Below are 21738 nucleotides of genomic sequence, written 5' to 3' on the forward strand. Positions count from 1 at the left end.
TAATGGGGTTTTTGCTTATTGAGAGTGATTGTGGATTCTTTAGAGATGGCACTAGCCGCCGATAATTTGGATGAGTCACCTAAAAATTCTAATGTATCTAGCCTTCCGACCATTGCGGCGATTGCCACACCGCTTGGGCGTGGTGGCGTCGGGGTTATTCGTCTGTCAGGCGCGCGTGCTTACGATATCGCTTGTCAGCTTACTAGTAAGTCGACTTTCACGCCGCGTATGGCCAGTTTTTGCCGTTTCTATCAGGCTGATGGCACGACCATTGATGAAGGTTTGGTGCTGTACTTTAAAGGTCCGCACTCGTTTACTGGCGAAGATGTGATTGAGCTGCAAGGTCATGGTGGCATGATTTTACAAAATCAGCTGCTAGCGCGGGTGTTTGAATTGGGCGCAAAACAAGCGGGCGCAGGGGAATTCTCTTACCGCGCTTTTGATAATGATAAATTGGATTTGGTGCAAGCAGAAGCCATCGCTGATGCGATTGATGCCACCAGCGCCGCTGCTGCCAGTAGTGCAATTCGCTCGCTTAGCGGTGAGTTTTCCCAAAAAATTAATCAGTTACTTGAGCAATTGATTCATCTGCGCTTGCACGTCGAAGCGGCGATTGATTTCCCTGATGAAGAAGACGTTGATTTCTTATCTGATGGGGTTATTCAAGATAAGCTTGAACAAACACAAGCCAAAATACAGCAAGTGCTAGCGACCGCCAAGCAAGGTCAGCTATTACGTGACGGTATTCATGTGGTGCTTGCTGGCAGACCAAATGCGGGTAAATCAAGCTTGCTGAATCGTTTGGCAGGGCAAGAGCGTGCTATCGTGACCGATGTCGCTGGGACAACGCGCGATACCTTACAAGAGACCGTCGTGCTTAACGGCTTAACCTTGCATCTAACCGATACCGCAGGTCTGCGCGAGACTGAAGATACGGTCGAGCGTATCGGTATTGAGCGTGCGCGTACGGCAATTACGCAGGCTGATATGCTTCTGATGGTCTTTGATGTGACTCGTGACCTTGCAAGTGACAGCACACCATTACAGCTGGCTGAGCAGCTATTTGGCGAGTTACCAGAAGCCAAGCGCTTACTAATTATTGCCAATAAAAGCGATTTATTGAACGATAACAGCAGTGAAGAAAGAATCGCTACTTCACAAGCAGAAATAAAAAATCGTGGCTATGAGCAGGTGAATGTTTCATGTGAAACAGGTGCAGGAATTGATGATTTGGTCGAAACCTTATGTGCTAAAGTAGGTTTTCATCCGCCAGAAAATAGCTTAATTGCCCGTACACGACATATTGATGCGCTAAGACGTACCGCTGATTCCTTAGCAGAGGCACATGAGCAGCTGACAGTGTTTAAAGCAGGTGAGTTGGTGGCAGAAAGCCTACGCCAAGCGCAGCAAAGTTTGGGAGAAATTACTGGTGAATTTAGCGCTGACGATTTATTAGGAAAAATTTTTGGTAGCTTTTGTATTGGCAAATAACGAGTAAAAGTCTGCTTCTTTATCTGCATAGTAAAATTATCATTTTTTAGAAAATTTAGTTTTATCAATAATTATATTCGCCCTCACTATCAACCTAAGGAAAAGCGTATGCATTGCCCATATTGTAATGCGTCAGATACCAAAGTTATCGACTCACGGCTAGCAGCTGATGGCGCGCAAGTACGCCGCCGCCGTTCATGTAATAGCTGTCAGGAACGCTTTACGACCTTTGAAGTGGTAGAAGTGGTGATGCCGCGTATTATCAAATCAAGTGGCAAAATCGAACCTTACGATAATGACAAATTGCGCCGCTCGATTTTATTACCGCTACAAAAACGTCCGATTACCATCGATGAGCAAGAAGCGATGATTAGTCGTATCGAGAAGCGCGTACGCCAAATGGGCGAGCGCGAGGTGAGCAGTAAGGTCTTGGGTGAGATTATTATGAGTGAGCTTAAAACGCTCGATGATGTCGCTTATGTGCGTTTTGCCAGTGTTTATCGTGATTTTCAAGATATCGACGCCTTTCATCAAGAAATTGCCAATATCCGTCCTAATGAAAAATAAGCATCACTCATGCTAAGTATTTAGCCTGCTTTCAAGTTTATATTGCTTACTCACTCTACTCTATAAAATCTTTAATAATAATTATCAGTTGTTGATTAAGTCCACCTTTATGTCAAACTCAAAACACTCTCAAGACGCCAAAGATCGTTATTTTATGGTGCTCGCTATTGAGCAGGCCAAGCGTGGTTTGTATACGACGCGTCCCAATCCCGCTGTCGGCTGTGTGATTGTGCAAGCGGATAAAGTAGTAGGTCAAGGCTTTCATCCAAAAGCAGGGCAGCCGCATGCTGAGGTTTTCGCCTTAAAAGATGCTGGCATGCAAGCGATGGGCGCGACCGCTTATGTGACATTAGAGCCTTGTAGTCATACCGGACGTACACCGCCTTGTGCCCTAGGTCTTATTGAGGCTGGCATAAAACGTGTTGTCATTGCCGGTCTCGATCCCAATCCACAAGTGGCTGGGCGCGGAGTAAAACTGTTAGAAGAAGCGGGAATCGCCGTAACCGTTGGGGTGCTAACCGCGCAAGCAGAAGTTTTAAATAAGGGCTTTTTAAAGGCGATGCGTAGCCAAATGCCTTATGTTAGGCTTAAAATTGCCACCAGTCTTGACGGTCGTACGGCGATGGCGTCTGGAGAGTCGAAGTGGATTACCGGCACGGCGGCGCGCGAAGATGTACAGAAACTGCGTGCGCAAAGTGGCGTTATTATCACAGGCAGTGAAACGGTCATCGTTGATAATCCGCAATTAAACGTGCGCTCTAATCAACTAGGTATTAATCCTGAACAAGTACCACAACCTAAAATAGTGATACTCGATAGACGAGGGCGATTAGAACACGATTTACAGTCTGACTATCAGCTATGCCAGAGTCCAGAAACTCTTTATTGGCATGAAGAAAACTTAATTGAGTTATTAAAGAACTTAGTGAGTGACCATCACTGTTATGACGTCTTAGTAGAGGCGGGCGCAAGCGTTGCAGGAAGCTTTTTACAACAGCAACTGGTGGATGAGCTCATTGTTTATCAAGCACCTTGCTTATTAGGCACACAAGCACGGCCTATGGTCGCTATCAATCCATTAGCGTTAGCGCAGCAGCTACGTTTTGATATCCATAGTCATGAGCAGCTTGGTACTGATCTTAAGCTTACCTTATTACCTGTATAGTCGGCGTTATAAAAGCCTTGTCTTTCAATATTTTACCCACAAGATTAAACTTACATACAATGTATGTGGATAAGTGGAATAGTTTTATAAAGGTTTCACATGAAACTGTGTATAACTTTGTTTCACATGAAACTTACTAGTAATTGTTAATAATGTTTTAAAGTTATAACTTATTTAAAATCAGCTACTTACGTATATAGCTCAAGTGTAGTGAATAATTATTAAAAAGCAGACTTATTGTGGATAACTCTTTAAAAACCAAGTTTCTCATACTACTACTCCTTATGTCAGCGCTAGTTATCCACAGTTTATCCGCTGAGTCTTTTTATTCTCGCTAATTTTATAGTAAGCGCTATAAATAGCTTAAAGACTAATAGCGATTATCGTTATTGATTTTGAATGAAATAATAGGTTTAAATAATATATGCTGCCTTTAACGGCCATAAAAAATACCAAGAGGTTAATATGTTTACTGGAATTATAGAAAGCGTTGGCAAAGTAAAGTCCATGCAGCCAACGGGCGGTGATATCCGCTTGACCATAGAATCTGCTGGCTTAGATTTTAGCGATGTGAAACTAGGCGACTCGATTGCTTCAAATGGCGTTTGCTTAACTGTGGTGGAGTTTGGTAGTAATTATTACTCTGTCGATGTTTCACGTGAAACTATTGCTCGTACAGCGCTGGCAGATTTAAAGCCCGGTTATGCGGTGAACTTAGAAAAAGCCATGCTACCAACCACCCGTTTTGGTGGGCATATCGTTGCCGGTCACGTTGATGGGGTAGGCGTGGTGAGTAAATTGCAAAAAGATGCGCGCTCACTTTATATTGAAATTGAGATACCGCACGAGTTGGCACATTATACGGCTACCAAAGGCTCTATTACCCTTGATGGTATCAGTCTCACTACCAACTTAGTCCGCGATAATATCGTTTCGCTCAATATCATTCCGCATACCGCGCAAGTCACCAATATTGCCCAGCATTGGTTGGTAGGTAGTAAAGTCAATGTTGAGGTCGATATTGTGGCGCGCTATTTAGAGCGGTTATTAAACAAATCGCAAGCGGATACTGCCCATGCTAGCAGCCCGCAAAGTACGATTACTGAGGCGTTTTTAGCTGAGAATGGTTTTATGAAATAAGGGTTAAATAGCCAAAATCATCACCAAGCTGTTATAAAAGACAGATCTTGCAAACGCTTATTGGTTTTTAATCAGCGTTTGCAAAACAGTTTTTAGCTTTTGTTTATTAATAGGCTTGGCCAAAAACTCATCCATGCCCACTTGTAAACAGGCGATTTTATCTTCTTCGCTGTTATTTGCGGTTAGCGCAACGATTGGAATATCATCGCCTTGCGCGCGAATCGCTTGGGTCGCTTGCAGTCCATCCATCACGGGCATCCGGCAGTCCATCAAAATAAGCGCAATTTCCTGACGCTGCGCTTGCAATTTGTTTAACGCCTGCTGCCCATCTTCTGCCACGATACTGCGATAACCAATCTTTTCTAGTATTTTACAAGCTATTTTTTGATTGGTTGGACTATCTTCTACCACTAAAATCAGTGGCGCTAATGTTTCATGAGCGGCGTTATCTGCGCCTAACGGGCTACTGCTTTGCTGTTTGTTTTCTTGGCTAGTTATTTGCGGTAACAGTGTTTGTCTAACGGGTAGGGTTAATCGCAGTAATTCAGAGAGTGATAATGCCACATCGAGTGGTTTGTTTAAAAAACCGTCACATTGATCCAGTAACATAGCAGGAATGCGGCGCTCAGCTTTCATACTGACCAATATTTTTGGCAGGGCAGTATTAGACAGTAAGCTATTTAGAGCCTGCTGTTTATCGATATCTATACGTGCTTTATCTTCTGATTTCTCCAATTTATTTTCAGCGTCTATATTTTTATCATCAATGTTTATTTGATGTGATAACGCGAGCGTGATGTCTTCATAATATTCGTAATCTAAGAGCAAAATAGGTGCAAGTTTTTGCGCATCTTGCGCCAGTTTATTATTTATTTGCTCAAGCGCCACTCTATCTATAGAAGTGGAAATAGTGGCTGGGATAGATAAATAAGCGCACAAATCGCGTAAATGCTTGGCTCGCAGCGGTTGTTTAATGACGGCAATAAGATGAATATAAGTCAATTGCGGATTAAAGTGGTAAATAGGCTGATAGGCTGGTCGTCTACAAGGCAAATACAGCTTAAAAGTACTGCCTTTATTAAGCGTGCTTTTCATCTCAATAAAACCGCCTAATAGTTTAGCGAAGCTATTAACGTCGTTTAATCCGAGCCCTTTTATGGCGCTGTTTTTGTGCGCGTAGTTAATAGGGTGGTTTTTGATGTGAACACTGTTTTGGCTGTTGCTTTCATTAAAATACGTCAGCAGTTGGTGCTGCTTTGCGATATCGATGCCTGTGCCGCTGTCTTTTATACTAAACCGAATCCAGTCGTGCGATGGATGAATGGTAGTGTTTGATTTATCTAGATTGCCGTGATTCGTATCATGGCTGTTATTAGAAATGTGCTCTTTATCTACCTCGCCTATACTGGTACTTTTGATATCAGCTATGTCAGCATTGGTCACCGCATCGATGGTAAGTGACACATAGCCAGAATTGGTAAATTTAATCGCATTATCTAATAAATTACGTAGGATTTGCCGCAAGCGCCTATAATCGGTATCGATACAGCGCGGGCTGTCAGGTGCAAAAAAATACAAGAGCTCAAGTCCTTGCTGCCTTAAGCTTTCTACCATCGATTGACTGACTTGTTGACCAAGCTTATAAATATCCACCGCTTCAATAGATAGACGGGATGTACGAACCTCTATCTCTCCTATATCTAACATATCGTTTAGCATCGTCAGCATAGAATGGCTGGTTTGAGTCAAAGTCGTAACGATTTGATGTTGCTTAGCGCTCAGATTATCGGGATTGATAGGTTCTAACGTGTCAATCATGGCTTCTAACGGCAGGCGTAAATTATGCCCCATCGTTGATTTAAGTGCTTCAAACTCATCAAGCTGACGTTGTAGTTGACGGTTTTGCTGCTCCAAATGCGCGGTCTGTTCGACAAGTTCGTGAATATTATTTAGGAGGACGGTAAAACCATGCACCTGCCCGTGTTCGCCAAACCAAGGCGTGATATGCAACTGATAAGCTTTTTTATTGTGCAAACCGTAAACCAATAGCGTGCGCGTGACTCGCAAATCCGCCAGCTTTTGTAGCAGGGCTTGGGTTGATTCGTCTTTAGCAAAGAAAAAATCGGTCAGTTGATAGTTGCTATCGCTGTGAAAGGTGGTGTCAAATACTTGCTCAAAGCGATGATTAAAAAAGCTGATTTGGCCATGTCTCATAATCATCAGCATCGGCAGCGGCGCATGATCGACCAATCGCTCTAACCGATGCTTTAGCGTGGTAATGCGGCGATGATTATTATGCAACTGATAACTGATACGGCTAAGTGCGTGACCCAAACGCAAAAATTCATCTGTGGTTTTCTTTTCGATAAACGGCGGCGCGATATAACCATCTTTGGCATGTCTACTTAACTCATCGGTATAAATGAGCAGTTGTTCCCAGTTGGCACGCCGCTTTAGGGTATAGAGTAAGGCCATAGCAAATAGTAAGATGGCTGTCATCAATGGCAACCAATAGCGATACGACATCCAATTGATATCAAGCGCTTCATGCCGCAGTATCAGGTACACCTTGTGACCACTTTCAAGTTCAATGGTGCCGACCAAATTGCGATTATTTAGCTCGTAGGCACTATGATGATTGCTAGCAGAGGGCAAGGAAGTGATAACGTTGGGGAAAGTGATGCCAGTAAACTCTCGTTCATCAGGGCGGGTACGTCGGTGTATATAGGTTTGCCCAGAAGGCATCATAAAAATAAGCTGATAGCTCATATCCTTTAAAAAAGGCTTTTGTAATATTTTTTTAATTGCTAAGTTTGTAGGGTTTGAGAGCTGGGTTATCTCGTGCTGTAAATTATAAAAGCTTTGGATACTGTGCTGCTCATTATGCTGCCTCATCTCATAAAACATAGTGCCGTAATACACTGCCAACATCGCTAATAATGTCAGTGTATAAAAAATAAGCAGTCGTTGTAGAGACTTAAATTGTTGCATAAAAGCAGGACCCTAAATCGGCGGTAAGTCGGTATGTCTTAATATGAAGTCAAAACTACGCTTAATCACCATTATAAAGATAAAACGCCTGATTAATAGCGCTGGATGGCTGCTATTACAATCATGGCACAACACCACAAACTCACCTATAATAGACAAATTAACCATAAATAATGCCTGACTATGACCACACTTGCTGCACAATCTGATATATCTATTGAGGCCAATCAAGCTGAGCAAAGCGCCGTAACCGAAATACCAACAGTCGCTAAGCCGCTAAGAGTGATATTTGCCGGTACCCCTGAGTTTGCTGCTGTCAGCCTTGAAGCGCTTATCAAGCAGCAAGATGCGTTGAATATAGATATCGTTGCGGTCTATACCCAGCCTGATCGCAAAGCAGGGCGCGGGCAAAAGTTATCAGCATCTGCCGTCAAGCAAGTGGCATTGGCAAATGACATCGCGGTTGAGCAGCCTCTCACCTTTAAAAAATCCAGCACCGAAGGCATGGCAGCACGGCAGACGCTGCGTAGCTATCAGCCTGACGTCATGATTGTCGCCGCTTATGGCCTCATATTACCGATTGGCGTATTGACCACGCCTACTTATGGTTGTCTTAATATTCATGCTTCATTACTGCCGCGTTGGCGCGGTGCGGCGCCTATTCACCGTGCATTACTGGCGGGCGATTCTGAAACCGGCATTACTATTATGCAGATGGATAAGGGGCTTGATACTGGTGATATGCTCCACAAGGTCAGCGCGCCTATTGAAGCTGATGATACGGCCGCCAGCTTGCATGATAAGATGGCAGCACTTGGCGCGGCGGCTATTACTACCGTATTAAAAGGCTTGGCGCATTACCAAGCACAAGCGGTTGCTCAAGATGACAGCCAAGCGAATTATGCGGAAAAATTGGTCAAAACCGAAGGCGAAATCGACTGGACGCAGTCTGCTACACAGATTGAACGTCAGATTCGTGGGTTGACTCCTTGGCCTGGTGCCTACACCTTTTTAGCAGGGCAGCGCGTCAAAATTTTGGCCAGTCTGCCGGTAAATCCATCACAGCAAACCGTTAAGCCTGCGGGTACTGTTATCAGTGTTGGGCGAAAAGCCATACTGGTCGCTTGCGGCAAAGACACTATTAGCGAACCACAAAGCAATGAATACTCAGCGACGACTTTGGCGATTACCAGCTTACAATTTGCAGGTGGTAAGCCAGTGACTGCTGAGCAAATTTGCCATGGTAATCAATTAAACGATGGCGATCAGTTTATGGCAGAAGTAAAGTAACTTACTTACGCTTAATGTATTTAATAACAAGCACTCTAACTTTTATTAGACGCTGTCGATCAGACGTCAAGGAAATTCAATTTAATGAGACAAACCAGCACTGCACCAAGAAATAATAAGCTCAAACCGTCAAGCAACCTTATTATGAATGGTAGCGTCCGTGTCCGGGTGATTCGCACTTTAGTGGCCATTCAAAATGGCCAATCACTTGCCAGCGTCCTTGACCCGTTACTCAACAGTCTGCACGACGGCGATAAAGGCTTTGCACATGCCTTACTACTGGCGACACTGCGTCAGTGGTACGCGCTGGCGCGTTTGCTCGATACGCTAGCAGACAATCCTATCGATGAGGTCGAAGTTCGTACGACTATTCAAGTGGGCTTAGCGCAATTGCTGTATTTAGAAGTGGCGGACCATGCAGCGATTCATGAAACGGTTGAAGCGGCAAAAGAGATTGATTTTGCCCATGCAACAGGTTTGATTAACGCTATCTTGCGTAAAGTTGCTAAGAATCCTAGTAAGTTCCGTAAAAAATGTGATAAAAAGCACAGTCTGCCGAACTGGCTTGCTTATCAGCTTAAGCAGGACTGGGGCGAGCAGTATGACGAGCTGATGCAAGGTTTGCGCCATGCAGCACCGATGTTTTTACGCGTAAACTCAGCGGTTAGCTCAGTAGAGGATTATCAGAAAACACTTGATGGGGCAGAGATTGATGCAGACATCGTTGAGCTAACAACTGGTTTTAAGGCGGCGAACTCGTCAGATACAGCTATAGCAACAACGCTATCCACCAAAGGTCTCCGGCTACATCAAAGCACAGCCGTGAACGCTTTGCCGCATTTCGCTGAAGGGGCGCTCAGCGTACAAGATATGCACGCTCAGCTTGCAGCGCCGATTATCAATAAAGCGATAATGGCTAAAATAAGCGCTGATAAGTCCAATACAGACATTGATTTAGAAGCCAATAATAATGAGCTGCATATCTTAGATGCTTGCGCGGCACCCGGTGGTAAATTGGCTCACTGGTTAGAGCTCATAAGCGCTAATAACGAATCATCGTTGTTTCACGTGAAACAAGATGATGCTAAATCGACACCAGTAATAACTGATATCAAGGTAACAGCTATCGATAATGAAGCGCCGCGTATTGAGCGTATTCGTGAGAACTTACAGCGCTTAAATTTAAGTCAGTACGATTTGCAGCAAGCAGAGAAAAGTGTCGCACTGAATATTGTCTGTGCTGATGCCACCAGATGGCAGCATGGGAAAAATAAAAAAGCGGCTACCAATGAGCCGGTATTTGATGCAATATTACTCGATTCTCCTTGTACTGCGACAGGCGTGATTCGCCGTCATCCTGATATCAGTATTTTGCGTACCGAAGAAGACGTTGAGCAAACTGCATTATTACAAGCGGATATTTTGCATAATTTATGGCCACAATTGAAAGCGGGTGGTTATCTATTGTATGTGACCTGCTCTATCTTAAAGCAAGAAAACGTCGAGCAAATGCAGGATTTTATCAGTCATCATAATGATGCGGTAGCGATTGAGTTTACCGAATATTGCAGTTGGGGCATCGCGCAAGCAATCGGTCGTCAGTGCTTGCCCATTGATAGCGAGAGTGGTGATGGGTTTTATTATGCGTTGCTTCATAAGACAATGGCATAAAACTGCTGAATAAACCGTTTTAAATATTGAATAACCTCATTATAGACAGGACAATCTAATGAAATATATCAGTACCCGTGGTCAGACAGCGCCGATGGATTTTAGTGATGTACTATTGATAGGGCTTGCGCCAGATGGCGGTTTAATGCTGCCTGAGCACTATCCAAACATTGATAGCAGGACCCTTGATGAGTGGCGCACGCTCAGCTATCCACAGCTTGCCATGGCGATTATGCAGCGCTTTGCCACTGATATTCCTGCCGCTGATTTGCAAGATATCATCGAGCGTACTTATACCTCCGAGGTATTTGGTTCTGATGAGATTGTTCCTGTACGCAAGCTTGAAGACAATTTATATATTTTAGGATTATCAAATGGTCCGACATTGGCATTTAAAGACGTCGCTATGCAGTTTTTGGGCAATGCCTTTGAGTATGTGCTCAAAAGAAAAAATGCGCGTATCACCATTATTGGGGCAACCAGTGGCGACACGGGTAGTGCGGCAGAATACGCCTTGCGCGGCAAAGACAATATCGAAGTTTTTATGCTGTCACCGCACGGCAAAATGAGCGAATTCCAGCGTGCTCAAATGTATAGTCTGACCGATGATAATATCCATAATATCGCCATCGACGGTATGTTTGATGATTGCCAAGATATTGTCAAAGCGCTGCAACAAGATGCCGAATTTAAAGCGGCTTATAACCTCGGTACAGTCAACTCTATCAACTGGGGTCGTATCCTTGCGCAAATCGTTTATTACTTCAAAGCCTATTTTGCCGTTACGACGAGCAACGATGAAAAAGTCAGCTTTAGCGTCCCATCAGGTAACTTTGGTAATATTTGCGCCGGTCATATTGCCCGCGAAATGGGACTGCCAGTTGACCGTTTAATCGTCGCGACCAATGAAAACGATGTACTAAACGACTTCTTTAATCAAGGTGCTTATCAGCCGCGTCCGACCGATAAAACTTACGTAACGTCCAGCCCGTCAATGGATATCTCTAAAGCCTCTAACTTTGAGCGCTTTGTCTATCTACTACTCGACAAAGACAGCGCCCGTGTCAGCGAGTTATTTGAAGGGGTGAAATCCGGTCAAGGTTTTGATTTGTCTGACTTGATGGAGGCGGTCAATACGCGTTATGGCTTTGCTGCGGGCAAATCGACCCATAGCGACCGCTTGCAAACCATTAAAGCGCTTTATGAGCAGCATGGTGAGCTAGTCGATCCACACACAGCCGACGGTATTAAAGTTGCTAAAGAATTACAGCGCGAAGGTGAAGTGATAGTTTGTGCCGAAACAGCATTACCAGTTAAGTTTGCCGATACAATTGTCGAAGCTATTGGTCACATAGAGATTACTCGCCCTGCTCATACCGAAGGCTTAGAGGACTTACCGCAGCATGTGGTGGTGCTAGATAACAAAGCTGAGCTGGTCGCTGAGCAAATCCGTCAGCACGTGACGCCAAATCTTGCCTAGGCAGCTTATTTATATAAAGTACTCATTGAAATTAATATCCAATTAAAGGTTACGCTATTGTAATAAAGTGTTTATGATTGTGTTATGGTAGATATAATTGTAATATTAGAAACAGCGTCGGCGAGTCATTATTATGCTCGGCGCTTTTTTAGCAATCAAACCCGTCAATCATATCAGTCGACAACACTGAACAGCTGCTCTAGAGGCTTTATGATGGTGATACTTAAGCCTTTTATACTTTTATTTTCTAATCGTTACTTAATGACTAGAATGGAATTTTGAACCTAAGTAATAGACTTAAGTAGACCAGATTCGACGCTAATAGCGCTACATATTGTGGATATAAAAATGAAGATGAGCTTAAAGAAGATAGCAAAAGCACTATTACTGACGACATTTAGTGGTGCAATGCTGCTGACCACTGCCCACGCTAATAATCCACCGCCGACCATTAAAGCGGACGCACCCAATCGCTATATCGTCAAAAAAGGCGATACCTTATGGGATATCTCAGGGCGTTATTTAGACAGTCCATGGCGCTGGAAAGAGATTTGGGCGACCAATAAGCAAATCAAAAACCCCAACCTTATTTATCCTAATGACATTCTTATTTTATGTGTGATTCAAGGTAAGACTTTAATTGGTGTTGATACAGGTGAGGGCTGTGCGGGCGTTGAAAAGCAGTTGACGGGCAATGTAGTGTCTAGCACAGTTTCGGTCACTTCGACCGCTAATAGTATTCCGCCTATTCCATGGTCTGCGATTCAGCATTGGCTCGATAAGACCATCATTGTTAATCCAGCAGATTTTAATACCACGCCCTATATTTTAGCTTCTAAAAAAGGCAATTTAATTACGGCAAGCGGCGATAAAGTCTATGCTAAAGGCGTACCACTTATCGTTGGACAGCGTTATGGTATTTACCGTGAAGGCGAAAAATATGTCGAGCCTAAAACACAAAAAGTTATCGGTTTAGAAGTCACGCAAGTCGCAACTGGGTTAGTGACGTCTACCGAAACCAATGGCGTGACCAGCTTGCAGCTTATCGACAGCTATGGCAAAGAAGTCCGTGAAGGCGACCGCGTTTTTGTGGAGCTAAATAATTCAATACCGCCAGTATTTTATCCAACGCCAGCAACCGTTAATCGCGGCGGTATGATTGTTCGCGTGATGGATTCTATTAGCTCAGCGGCTAAGGGGAGCGTCGTTGCTATCAATTTGGGCAGCGCACACGGTGCCAAACCTGGAGATGTATTGACCGTTTTTCAAAAAGGCGCGGTCATACGCGATATCAAGGATAATGACACGCCAGTCCGTTTACCAAGCGAGCCTACTGGTATGGTAATGGTGTTTAATACCTTTGATAATATCAGCTATGCGTATGTGCTTGATTCTGAGCTACCGCTCAATGTCGGTGATCAGCTGTTACCACCGCCGTATCTATAATAAGTTCAATATCTCTAATAAGTACAATACTTGTTCTTTGAGCTAAAAGTTTAACTTAAACTAAATGAGCTAGATGATTATGACCGCAGTCACTTCTCTTTTATCCGCCGAGCAGCGTGCCGTTTTGGCGCTGTGGACTGAAGTGAATGCGTCATTATCAGCATACCATAAACTCATCTCTAACTTTGGCACGGCAGGGCTTGCTTGGAATGCTAAAGTAGAGGCATGGCGTCAATTGGGCATTCATAGTACCCATCTTAAGCGTCATGAGCAGCCAGAACAAACGCTCACTACTATCGATAAAATCCAGCAAGCATTGTTAGACGGAAAATACGGTCTTTTATTTGCTGACCAGCCTGACTATCCAGCGCAGCTGCTAGAAATATACGACCCACCACCATTGTTATTTTACCGCGGTGATAAAGCGCGTTTGCAGCAAGCGCAAATCGCCATCGTTGGTAGTCGCAAACCCACCGCCCACGCGCAAAAAATCACCTTTGATATGGCGCAATACTTAGCGCAAGCTGGTTATATTATCACTAGCGGTCTTGCGCTGGGTGTCGATAAGCGCGCCCATTTAGGTGCTTTAGCTCAGTCTGATGCCGAATATCAAGGCCGTACGGTTGGCGTGATGGGGACGGGGATTGATGTCAATTACCCCAATCATCATGATAAATTATTTGGTCAGATTATTGATCAAGGCGGCTGTATCGTCAGTGAGTTACTACCGCACACGCAGCCGCACAAACACACTTTTCCGCGCCGTAATCGTCTAGTTGCAGGACTTAGCCTCGCGACCATTGTCACTGAAGCGACCATTCAAAGCGGCTCACTGATTACTGCGCGCCTAACCTCCGAGCAAGGTAAACAAGTTTTTGCCATTCCAAGCCATATTGATAATAGCAATGCCGAAGGCTGCCATCATTTAATACGTGAAGGTGCAACGTTGATTTATCATCCGCAGCACGTCCTTGAAGATATTAATAATCAGTTGGACTATAGAGCGCATACCTATCAGCCGTCATCTAATGCAGAGTCTAGTATTGAGCGGGCAACTCTTAGCCAAGGTTCCAATTCTCTAAATACAGAGACGCTCTCTAGCAAAACTATTAATCAATTGCCACAATCTAATCTCAAACCTTCTTCCCATACTAGTGTTATTCCTGAGCATTTAGCGCTCATTTATGAGCAACTTGATTGGCATGGGCAGGATTTAGATGCGTTGTTAAATACTACTGATATGTCGGCCGCGCAATTGATTGGGCAACTTATGGAGCTGGAGTTATTAGGGGTCATTAGTGTACAAGGTGGGCGTTATTTGCGCGTGTAGTTTTATTATTAATCAAAACGCGATTTTAAGAAATCTTTAAACCTGCTGTTTTACCCGTCGTTTAAGTTGTATTATATCCCTTCATACTTTTCTTCTTATTCTGTCATGTCTAAACCACTTATCACCGATTCTGTTGTTGAAGCCGCGCGTTGGCTGCAAAAAGGGCAGCTGCTTGCTTACCCAACCGAAAGCGTTTGGGGTATCGGCTGTGACCCCTTCAATCAACAAGCGGTAAAACAGCTTTTGGCTATCAAACAACGACCGTTAGAGAAGGGCATGATTGTGGTCACTGATAGTGTCAGTCGACTGACAGCGCTATTAAGTAATCTAAATGATGAGCAACGCCAGTTAGTATTAGATAGCTGGTGTAGCGACTCTAATTCTGATGCTGATTCTGTTTTTGATTGTGATGTCGATAGCCAACAGGCGCATACGTGGTTATTACCGTTATCAGAAAACTTACCCGTTTCTATCCCTGCGTGGATTACCGGTGCCCATCATAGTGTGGCGGTGCGGGTGATTGACCATCCTTTGGTGCAGCAGCTGTGCCGTCAAGTGGTGTCCGTCCATAATCCCTATGGCTTTGTCGTTTCGACCAGCTGCAACCCGTCCGGTCAGCCGCCTGCTTTAACGCTCTCACAAGCACAGGCTTATTTTTCTGATAGCAATGAGCAAGTTGGCTATCTAAAGGGCGAGACGCTTGGTTATCAGCTCCCTAGCCAAATCAGCAATGCTCGAACGGGTCAAGTGATTCGTTAGTAACCATTTAAAAGCTAATATTTTTTATATTAGTAGTTCAGTCCTCTATTTATACCCAATCTTACTTTACGCCTTATACCTACAATTCATCTCTTGTTTTTGTAGATGGTTTTTTGTCACACTGAGAAAAAGGCAAGACAACTATAAGGATAAAAAGCGATGAATATTCTAATCAGTGGCGGCTCGGGATTTTTAGGTAGCGCGTTTAGTGAAGCAATCATTAAGCGCTATCAAAAAGATGATAAAAAAGTGCAGATTACGTGGCTGACGCGCGATAGTAAGCAGGCGCATCCTAATGATATTAAAATGATGACCTATGATGAGCTGGTGAAGTCAGATAAAAGCTTTGATGTTATTTTGAATCTAGCAGGCGCAGGGATTGCTGATAAACGTTGGAGTGACGCGCGTAAAGAGCAGTTGCTTGCCAGCCGTATCAAACCTACTGAGGCGCTACTGGATTTTATTGCGCGTAGTAGTAGCAAACCTAAGCTATTGGTTAGCGGTTCAGCGATTGGCTGGTATGGTCCTCAAGGTGATAAGTCTTTGACAGAAAGCAGTGGTTTTAACGCTGATTTTTCGCATAAACTCTGTGACGACTGGGAACAGTTGGCGCTAAAGGCTACCGATCACGGTGTCCCTGTGGCTATCGTACGCACTGGCGTGGTTATCCATCCTAAGGGCGGTATGGTCAGTAAATTATTAACGCCGTTTAAAATGGGTGTCGGTGGTCAATTGGGTGACGGTAAGCAAATTATGAGCTGGATCAGTCGTACCGATTGGGTAAGAGCGGTGATATTTATCATTGAGCAACATCTTAGTAGTCAGAGACAGCAAGTGAATAGTATTGATAATACTCTAACAACAGCAAACGCTACGCCAGCGCTGGTTTATAACTTGACCGAGCCCAATCCTGTGACCAATCATACTTTTACTAAAACGCTTGGCGCATGGCTACATCGTCCGACATTTTTTACTTTACCAGCATTTTTATTAAAGCTGATGTTTGGTGAGATGTCGACCTTGTTGATTGATGGGCAAAAGGTGCTGCCACAAGCGCTACTGGACGCAGGTTTTGAATTTGAACACACAGCTTTAGAGCATGCACTGGAGCAGCAAGGGTGAGTTTTTAGAGGTATGTTTCATGTGAAACAATGGATTTAAAACAACGTTTTTGAAGCATTGATTTAAAAATAACGTTAAATTACTAAGTGCTTTATATTTCTAGTTCTATAAAGTTTCAATAAACCATCATGCTGTCTACAACAGGTAAGAATATTGGCGTACTATAAGCCTGTCTTTGTCTGATTCAATTTTATCATGTGGCCTTTTATCATTCTTACCCAGCTGCTCGCCCTGATGAGTAGCGTGTTATTTTACTGGTTCTTTCAACCAAAACAGCGCTTAGCTAAAGCCGGTTTGTTTTTAAGTATTTTTATTATCAACAATGTTTTTCTGCTCTACGGCTTGAGTGAATTTTGGCGCGAGCGCTTTCATGTCTATCTGGTTGTCGGCATTTTACAAGGCTTTATGTTTTATGCCGCATTAATAACTGCGGTTATTGCCTTGGTCTATGTTTATATTCTTAAACAAAAACTCCGGCCAAAACTTATACGTGCCGTTGCAGCGATAACTTATATTGGCATTGTGGGCTTGGCGGTATTTAATGCCTATTCACCAGTCGTCCATCGTCTAAACGTCACGACAGATAAGCCACTTAAGCGGCCACTGCAAATTGCTCTGGTGTCTGATACGCATTTGGGTAGATGGTTTGGCAATCGGCAGATTGATAAGCTGGTCAAGCTGATTGATGCCCAGAATCCTGATGTCGTGGTCATCGCAGGCGACGTCATGAATGATTCGACCGACGCTTATGATAAAACCAATATGCATGCGCATTTATCAAAACTAACAGCGCCGCTCGGTGTCTATGCCACTTTGGGAAATCACGATTATTCTGGTAACGAAGTGGTAATTGCCAAGGCCGTTGAACGCGCAGGGATACAGGTAATTGACAATAAAAGCGTTTGGTTAGACGATTCAGTGTTGCTGATAGGGCGTTCAGATGAGACAGATCCCGCACGTCCGGCTGCGACAGAGTTGCTTAGTGAAGTGAGGGCGGATAAACCAGTAATATTTTTAGAGCACAGCCCTGCTGACTTGGAACAAATAAAGGGTTTGCCGATCGATTTGCACCTGTCTGGGCATACACATGGCGGGCAGATATTTCCTTTAACGATATTACTAAAGTGGTTTACGCCGCTGGTTTATGGGGCAAAGTACAGTGAGGGCACGCAGTTTTTGGTGACTTCTGGCTATGGCATTGGCGCAGTACCCTTTAGGATTGGCACGCGCTCTGAGATATGGATGATTACCTTACAGTCGGTGCAGTAGTAGTTATCCCGGCGCTCACAAGTATTGAAAAAGCAGTCGCTATAATCCGCTAATTTATAAATACCGCCACAACCCAGCAAACGCTTTAACAAAATATTATCTCGCTAGGAATTTTCATGCGTTACGCGTTCATTATCACTATTATTGTCCTGCTGCAGCTGTTTAGTTTTGGCGCAGCGTGCAGTCTAGAATGGTGGCTACAGCCTTGGAGCACGCCTTTATTAATACAGGTGACTTGGCTTGCTGTCTTTGCGATTACCAATGTTTTTTTGCTGCTTAGCGTCACAAAATCATTTGCCAATAGCTATCGCTGGATAAGTGCTTGGATGATGGTGATGCACTTTATACTACTAACGGCGCTATTGAGCAGTCTATTGTATGGTGGTTTTTGGCTTTTACATGCTTTGGGTATTCCTACTTTTTATGATACAGACGTAATTAGTATTGGTTTACGCATTTTTGCCCTAGTTTTCTTTATAGGCCTATTTAGCTATACGCTGTATAACGCTTACGTGCCGGCGGTGCGCGAGTTGTCTATTAAGATTAATAAGCCGCTAAATTACTCGCTGCGTATTGCAGTAGCCAGTGATTTGCATTTGGGCCGTTTATTTGGCAATAAATCTATCGAACGGCTCAATGACATTGTGCAGAGCTATCAAGCAGACATATTGTTAATGCCAGGCGATATTATGGATGACAATACCAAGGCGTTTGCGGCCTATAATATGGCAGAAGATTTGGCAAAGCTGGTAAGTAGTCTGCGCTACGGTGTCTATGCGACGTTAGGTAATCACGATTTGTACGGTCACGAGCAGCCAATTAGTGAAGCTTTACAAGCTGCTGGCGTGCAGTTGCTCAACGATGAAGCGATTTGTCTGTCGCATCAAGGCCAGCCGATTTGGCTTGTTGGACGTTTTGATAATCATAAACGGCAGAGGGTAGCGACGGCCGAATTGCTCGAACAAGTGAATACTACTGAGCCAGTGATTTTGTTAGACCACCGACCGAGCGATATTATGGCGCATAGTCAGTTGTCGATTGATTTACAGGTTTCAGGACATACCCATAACGGGCAAATATTTCCAGCTAACTTTATTGTAAAGGCGATTAATCGCTTGGGCTATGGCTACGAAAAAATCGGTAAAGGTCACTTTGTGGTAACATCAGGTTATGGATTTTGGGGCATACCTTTTCGTTTAGGCTCACGTTCTGAAGTTTGGCTTATTACTTTAAGCGGTCAGCAGAATTCATAAAAACTATCTTTATCATATTAATGCCCTTGACGATTTAGTTGGAATAAACCTTGAACTGCCTATTAAACGCCAACCTCACTTTTTAGTGATAACAGCCGTTTTATTTATTAGGCTGCTAATAAATTTTGTGTACTGATGACGTCACGTACAAAGCCAGCAAAGCCATGAATAATATGATTGGTTTCCTGCTCAAGTCCTTGGTGCACGCTCATAAAATGAATAAAGCCATGCGGCGCACCATAGACCGTATAAGTTTGGACAGCTCTACCATAATCCTCTAACTGCTTGGCATACGCAAACGCCTCATCACGTAAGACATCGAGTTCGGCAGCGACCACATAGGTCGGGCAAATGTGGCGATTGTCACCGAGCATAGGCGACGTCAAGATATGTTGACGTGGCAGCGGACTATTTTCTAAACAAGCCGCATCAAAAACCGCCACATCGGCATGATCGAGCAATAACCCTTCGCCGTATAGCTCCCAGCTTGGATAATCATTTTCGATATCCGTTACGGGATATAAAGGCATTTGTGCCAGTGGCTGCGGCAGGCGCTGTAATATCTCAAACGTTTTTTGCCCATCAACGCCTAAATCTTGCCATGACTTTGCAGACGGCGTGATGACTTGTTGGGCAATCATGGTTGATAAGCCGCCGCCCGCACTATCTCCTGCCAAAACAATACGCGACGCTAATGCCCCGAATTTATGGCAATTATCCGCCAACCAAGCATAAGCGGCAATACAATCTCTTAACCCCGTAGGCGCAGGATATTCAGGTGCTAGGCGATAATCAACACTGACCACTGGCCAGCCTGTTCGCTCACAGACGGCATGACAAAATTCGTGATGGGTGTTGATATCGCCGATACAAAAACCACCGCCATGGAAAAATAGCATGACGGTTTCATCAGGATTGATTTTGGCTTTCTTTTTAAAACTAAAGCCTGCTGCGTTTACTTGCTTTTGATAACAACGAATCAGCATATCGCCATCATCCGCATTGGCAATCGTCTTATCTTCCCAATTGACGCTAGGCTCATTTTTCTTGGTAAAAGGTTTTATCGTGTCAAATAACGAAGAGCTTGCCTGTTGCCACACTCTTGGCGTTTGCATAGCAACAGCATCAGTAGCAAAACGTTTACGCAGCTCACCCATCTCTGAGAGCTGTAAAGGAGTTTTAAGCTTACTATTCACCGCCAGAATCAAGCGCAGATGCGCATCAACGTGTTCATACTGCTTAGCCGTAGGTCCATCTAGGTAACCGACCAGACTGTCTAATACCGTCTCTGGCAAGAGACCGATACTTTTCATTGCATAGTGCAGCAAATGGGGCTGATAGGTCGTCAGCAAATTGTGATGCAGTACTTTATCTCTAATGGATAGGGGCTCGCTGTCAATGCAGGATTGCCTATCGTCAGTGCTTATTTGCAAAGTATTTATCTGTAATGGCTCTTTTTCAACATTCTCTAAAGAGTTATTTGATGAGTTAACAGATGAATGCTGACGTTTTTCTTGAGCTAAAGACGTAAGGTTTAGTGTCCTTACTGCTTTATTAAGTAAGGTGTTAACTGATAATGTCGCTGAATAAGGCATAACACCTCCCATAAATGATAAATTATATTTGTAGTTATCATAAGATAGGCAAAAACAAAGTTGAGTATTCTTTAGTAATAGTGTGCAGGCTAATAGTAATTTATCTGGCGTAAATGACGCTTTTTTGTAGGTTTTGTTAGTGAAATGAATTACTTATTGACAATAAGCGTAAAGAGAGTAAGGTTGTTTTAAAAGGGCAAACCTCTTAAATATAACCATACCGTTATCATGGATTAAGACGGTATTTATAACCAGCGATAAAAATTCTGCAGAGTAGGCTTGAAATTTACTCGCCTCACCTTTATTAATCAGCTATCAGAAGGTAGTTAAAAGTTATTGCTAACCATAGGTGATTTATAAAATCACGGTTTGGCTAATGGTCGATTATTTCATTATCTGGCCAATTTATGGTGTTGTTTTCTAATCCATCATTATTCAGTTAATAACCTTATTCATAATTATATAAAGGAGCCATCATGAGCGAGCAGAATAATAACCACGAAAATATTGATCAAAATGTCTCACACGACAATGTTTCGCACGACAATGTCGAGCACGACGACAGTATCTTAAAAGAAACGCTAGAAGAGTTTAATCCCCAGCAAAATTCAGGGGAAGAAAGCACTATCGAAAACGATATCGATTTAGATACGTTTAAAGCGCGTATCGCCGAGTTAGAAGGCGAGGTCAAGCAAGCGAAAGAAGGTACAGCGCGTGCCAATGCTGAAGCTTACAATGCACAAAAACGTATGGAGCAAGAAGCCGATAAGAGCAAGAAGTTCGCCTTGCAAAAATTTGCCAAAGAGCTATTAGAAGTGGTCGATAATTTAGAGCGCGCTATCGAAAATGCTCAAGCAGATGATGCTGTCATAGAAGGCGTCAGATTGACGCATAAAGCATTATTAGATGTGTTAAACAAAAACGGCGTAGAAGTGGTTGAGCCACAAGGCGAGAAATTCAACGCTGATTTGCATGAAGCGGTTGGCATTGACCCAGAAGCCGAAGCTGATACTGTGGGTACGGTACTGCAAAAGGGCTATAGTCTGAACGGTCGTTTGCTGCGCCCTGCAATGGTTCGCGTTGGACAATAGGTTCTGCCAGCTTAACCATTTAAAATTAATCATCTAAAGGTTAATATTTTAAATAATAAGTCTTTAACCACGCTAAAC

At 43.6% G+C, this 21738-nt stretch carries 16 protein-coding genes; 14 read left to right on the forward strand and 2 right to left on the reverse strand.

Annotated features, from left to right (window positions below; all coding sequences use genetic code 11):
* The first annotated feature begins 45 nt into the window (after positions 1 to 45).
* The 4 genes from mnmE to FOR85_RS07295 all read left to right on the forward strand — a co-directional run bounded on the left by mnmE (position 46) and on the right by FOR85_RS07295 (position 4363).
* Positions 46 to 1491: a tRNA uridine-5-carboxymethylaminomethyl(34) synthesis GTPase MnmE gene (gene mnmE / locus FOR85_RS07280; RefSeq protein WP_144297381.1), complete on the forward strand. Its 1446-nt coding sequence runs from the start codon at positions 46 to 48 to the stop codon at positions 1489 to 1491.
* Between the two features lie 108 nt (positions 1492 to 1599).
* Positions 1600 to 2058 (forward strand): transcriptional regulator NrdR, encoded by a 459-nt coding sequence (gene nrdR, locus FOR85_RS07285; protein ID WP_068405041.1) that lies wholly within the window; start codon positions 1600 to 1602, stop codon positions 2056 to 2058.
* A gap of 109 nt (positions 2059 to 2167) precedes the next feature.
* Positions 2168 to 3223: a bifunctional diaminohydroxyphosphoribosylaminopyrimidine deaminase/5-amino-6-(5-phosphoribosylamino)uracil reductase RibD gene (gene ribD, locus FOR85_RS07290; RefSeq protein ID WP_144297365.1), complete on the forward strand. Its 1056-nt coding sequence runs from the start codon at positions 2168 to 2170 to the stop codon at positions 3221 to 3223.
* 465 nt (positions 3224 to 3688) lie between these two features.
* Entirely contained in the window at positions 3689 to 4363 is a 675-nt protein-coding gene (locus tag FOR85_RS07295) for a riboflavin synthase (protein WP_144297366.1), read from the forward strand.
* A gap of 57 nt (positions 4364 to 4420) precedes the next feature.
* On the opposite strand, the gene FOR85_RS07300 is transcribed toward FOR85_RS07295, so the two are convergent.
* The gene (locus tag FOR85_RS07300; RefSeq protein ID WP_144297367.1) at positions 4421 to 7354 is read right to left on the reverse strand and encodes a hybrid sensor histidine kinase/response regulator; all 2934 of its coding nucleotides are present in this window, start codon (positions 7352 to 7354) and stop codon (positions 4421 to 4423) included.
* Positions 7355 to 7537: 183 nt separating this feature from the next.
* Here FOR85_RS07300 and fmt point away from each other — a divergent pair, with 183 nt between their 5' ends.
* From fmt to FOR85_RS07345, 9 genes are all read left to right on the forward strand, one after another.
* Positions 7538 to 8644, forward strand: a complete 1107-nt coding sequence (fmt, locus tag FOR85_RS07305; protein ID WP_144297368.1) for a methionyl-tRNA formyltransferase — start codon at positions 7538 to 7540, stop codon at positions 8642 to 8644.
* Between the two features lie 84 nt (positions 8645 to 8728).
* Positions 8729 to 10315: a transcription antitermination factor NusB gene (locus FOR85_RS07310; protein ID WP_144297369.1), complete on the forward strand. Its 1587-nt coding sequence runs from the start codon at positions 8729 to 8731 to the stop codon at positions 10313 to 10315.
* 58 nt (positions 10316 to 10373) lie between these two features.
* Positions 10374 to 11795, forward strand: coding sequence for a threonine synthase (gene thrC / locus FOR85_RS07315; RefSeq protein ID WP_144297370.1), 1422 nt, complete (start codon positions 10374 to 10376; stop codon positions 11793 to 11795).
* Positions 11796 to 12143: 348 nt separating this feature from the next.
* A complete protein-coding gene (locus FOR85_RS07320; RefSeq protein WP_144297371.1) occupies positions 12144 to 13241 on the forward strand; it encodes a LysM peptidoglycan-binding domain-containing protein in 1098 nt (365 codons plus the stop codon).
* 79 nt (positions 13242 to 13320) lie between these two features.
* Positions 13321 to 14571, forward strand: coding sequence for a DNA-processing protein DprA (dprA, locus tag FOR85_RS07325; RefSeq protein WP_190295521.1), 1251 nt, complete (start codon positions 13321 to 13323; stop codon positions 14569 to 14571).
* 105 nt (positions 14572 to 14676) lie between these two features.
* Complete coding sequence (locus tag FOR85_RS07330) at positions 14677 to 15330, forward strand: L-threonylcarbamoyladenylate synthase (protein ID WP_144297372.1); 654 nt, start codon at positions 14677 to 14679, stop codon at positions 15328 to 15330.
* A 159-nt stretch (positions 15331 to 15489) separates the two neighbouring features.
* On the forward strand, positions 15490 to 16452 hold the full coding sequence (locus FOR85_RS07335; RefSeq protein WP_144297373.1) for a TIGR01777 family oxidoreductase: 963 nt from the start codon (positions 15490 to 15492) through the stop codon (positions 16450 to 16452).
* 195 nt (positions 16453 to 16647) lie between these two features.
* Entirely contained in the window at positions 16648 to 17721 is a 1074-nt protein-coding gene (locus FOR85_RS07340; protein WP_144297374.1) for a metallophosphoesterase, read from the forward strand.
* A 116-nt stretch (positions 17722 to 17837) separates the two neighbouring features.
* Positions 17838 to 18974, forward strand: coding sequence for a metallophosphoesterase (locus tag FOR85_RS07345; protein WP_144297375.1), 1137 nt, complete (start codon positions 17838 to 17840; stop codon positions 18972 to 18974).
* Between the two features lie 107 nt (positions 18975 to 19081).
* On the opposite strand, the gene FOR85_RS07350 is transcribed toward FOR85_RS07345, so the two are convergent.
* Entirely contained in the window at positions 19082 to 20569 is a 1488-nt protein-coding gene (locus FOR85_RS07350) for an alpha/beta hydrolase (protein WP_144297376.1), read from the reverse strand.
* 476 nt (positions 20570 to 21045) lie between these two features.
* Here FOR85_RS07350 and grpE point away from each other — a divergent pair, with 476 nt between their 5' ends.
* Positions 21046 to 21660, forward strand: coding sequence for a nucleotide exchange factor GrpE (gene grpE / locus FOR85_RS07355; RefSeq protein ID WP_144297377.1), 615 nt, complete (start codon positions 21046 to 21048; stop codon positions 21658 to 21660).
* Positions 21661 to 21738: the final 78 nt, after the last annotated feature.

The sequence above is a fragment of the Psychrobacter sp. YGAH215 genome (assembly GCF_007280595.1).
Lineage (GTDB): Bacteria > Pseudomonadota > Gammaproteobacteria > Pseudomonadales > Moraxellaceae > Psychrobacter > Psychrobacter faecalis.